Below are 1,901 nucleotides of genomic sequence, written 5' to 3' on the forward strand. Positions count from 1 at the left end.
GTGTGGGAAATAGTTGTGTTGTCAAGTCTTCGGCTTATTAGTACCGGTCAGCTCCACGGGTCGTTAGTCCCCGCTTCCACATCCGGCCTATCAACCCAGTAGTCTGCTGGGAGCCTCTCACACTCAAGGTGCATGGAAATCTCATCTCGAAGACGGCTTCCCGCTTAGATGCTTTCAGCGGTTATCCGGTCCGAACGTAGCTAATCAGCGGTGCCCTTGGCAGAACAACTGACACACCAGAGGTTCGTCCATCCCGGTCCTCTCGTACTAGGGATAGATCTTCTCAAATTTCCAACGCGCGCAGCGGATAGGGACCGAACTGTCTCACGACGTTCTAAACCCAGCTCGCGTACCGCTTTAATGGGCGAACAGCCCAACCCTTGGGACCTACTCCAGCCCCAGGATGCGACGAGCCGACATCGAGGTGCCAAACCATGCCGTCGATATGGACTCTTGGGCAAGATCAGCCTGTTATCCCCGAGGTACCTTTTATCCGTTGAGCGACAGCGCTTCCACAAGCCACTGCCGGATCACTAGTCCCGACTTTCGTCCCTGCTCGACCTGTCAGTCTCACAGTCAAGCTCCCTTGTGCACTTACACTCGCCACCTGATTGCCAACCAGGTTGAGGGAACCTTTGGGCGCCTCCGTTACTCTTTGGGAGGCAACCGCCCCAGTTAAACTACCCACCAGGCACTGTCCATGAACCCGATCAGGGTCCTACGTTAGACATCCAGAGTGACCAGAGTGGTATTTCAACAACGACTCCACGAACACTAGCGTGCCCGCTTCACAGTCTCCCACCTATCCTACACAAGCCACACCGAACACCAATACCAAGCTGTAGTAAAGGTCACGGGGTCTTTCCGTCCTGCTGCGCGTAACGAGCATCTTTACTCGTAGTGCAATTTCGCCGAGTTCGCGGTTGAGACAGCTGGGAAGTCGTTACGCCATTCGTGCAGGTCGGAACTTACCCGACAAGGAATTTCGCTACCTTAGGATGGTTATAGTTACCACCGCCGTTTACTGGGGCTTAAATTCAGAGCTTCGCCCAAAGGCTAACCCTTCCTCTTAACCTTCCAGCACCGGGCAGGCGTCAGTCCGTATACATCGTCTTGCGACTTCGCACGGACCTGTGTTTTTAGTAAACAGTCGCTTCCCACTGGTCTCTGCGGCCTTCAACGCTCAGCGGAGCAAGTCCGCATCACGTGTCCGGCCCCCCTTCTCCCGAAGTTACGGGGGCATTTTGCCGAGTTCCTTAACCACGATTCTCTCGATCTCCTTGGTATTCTCTACCTGACCACCTGAGTCGGTTTCGGGTACGGGCGGCTGCAACCTCGCGTCGATGCTTTTCTCGGCAGCATAGGATCACTGATTTCCCCTTACGGGTACGCGTCGGATCTCAGGCATCTAGACGACGGATTTGCCTATCGTCAGCCCTACATCCTTACACCAGGATCACCTTACGGATACCATCGCCTGGCTCAGCTACCTTCCTGCGTCACACCTGTTCATACGCTAACCGCACCAGCATGGGGTCGAGCGTTAGACCGCACGCCATCACCCCGAAGGGATCCGGTCAATGCGGGTTAGGACTCTTAGCACCACTGGATTAGCTTGGGCGGTTGTTCGCCGGTACGGGAATATCAACCCGTTGTCCATCGACTACGCCTGTCGGCCTCGCCTTAGGTCCCGACTTACCCAGGGCGGATTAACCTGGCCCTGGAACCCTTGGTCTTTCGGAGGACGGGTTTCTCACCCGTCTTTCGCTACTCATGCCTGCATTCTCACTCGTGTAGCGTCCACGGCTGGATCACTCCGCCGCTTCACTCGCCACACGACGCTCTCCTACCACTCCGCACGACTGAACCACGAAGGCTTATCGAGTGTGCGAAATCTACAA

The 1,901-nt window shown here is 55.7% G+C and carries 1 rRNA gene; it reads right to left on the reverse strand.

Annotated elements, in window-relative coordinates:
• Window positions 1-17: 17 nt before the first annotated feature.
• Window positions 18-1,901, reverse strand: a 23S ribosomal RNA gene (locus J2X60_RS19015); the annotation flags it as partial.

Source organism: Curtobacterium sp. 320 (assembly GCF_031455235.1).
Taxonomy (GTDB): domain Bacteria; phylum Actinomycetota; class Actinomycetes; order Actinomycetales; family Microbacteriaceae; genus Curtobacterium.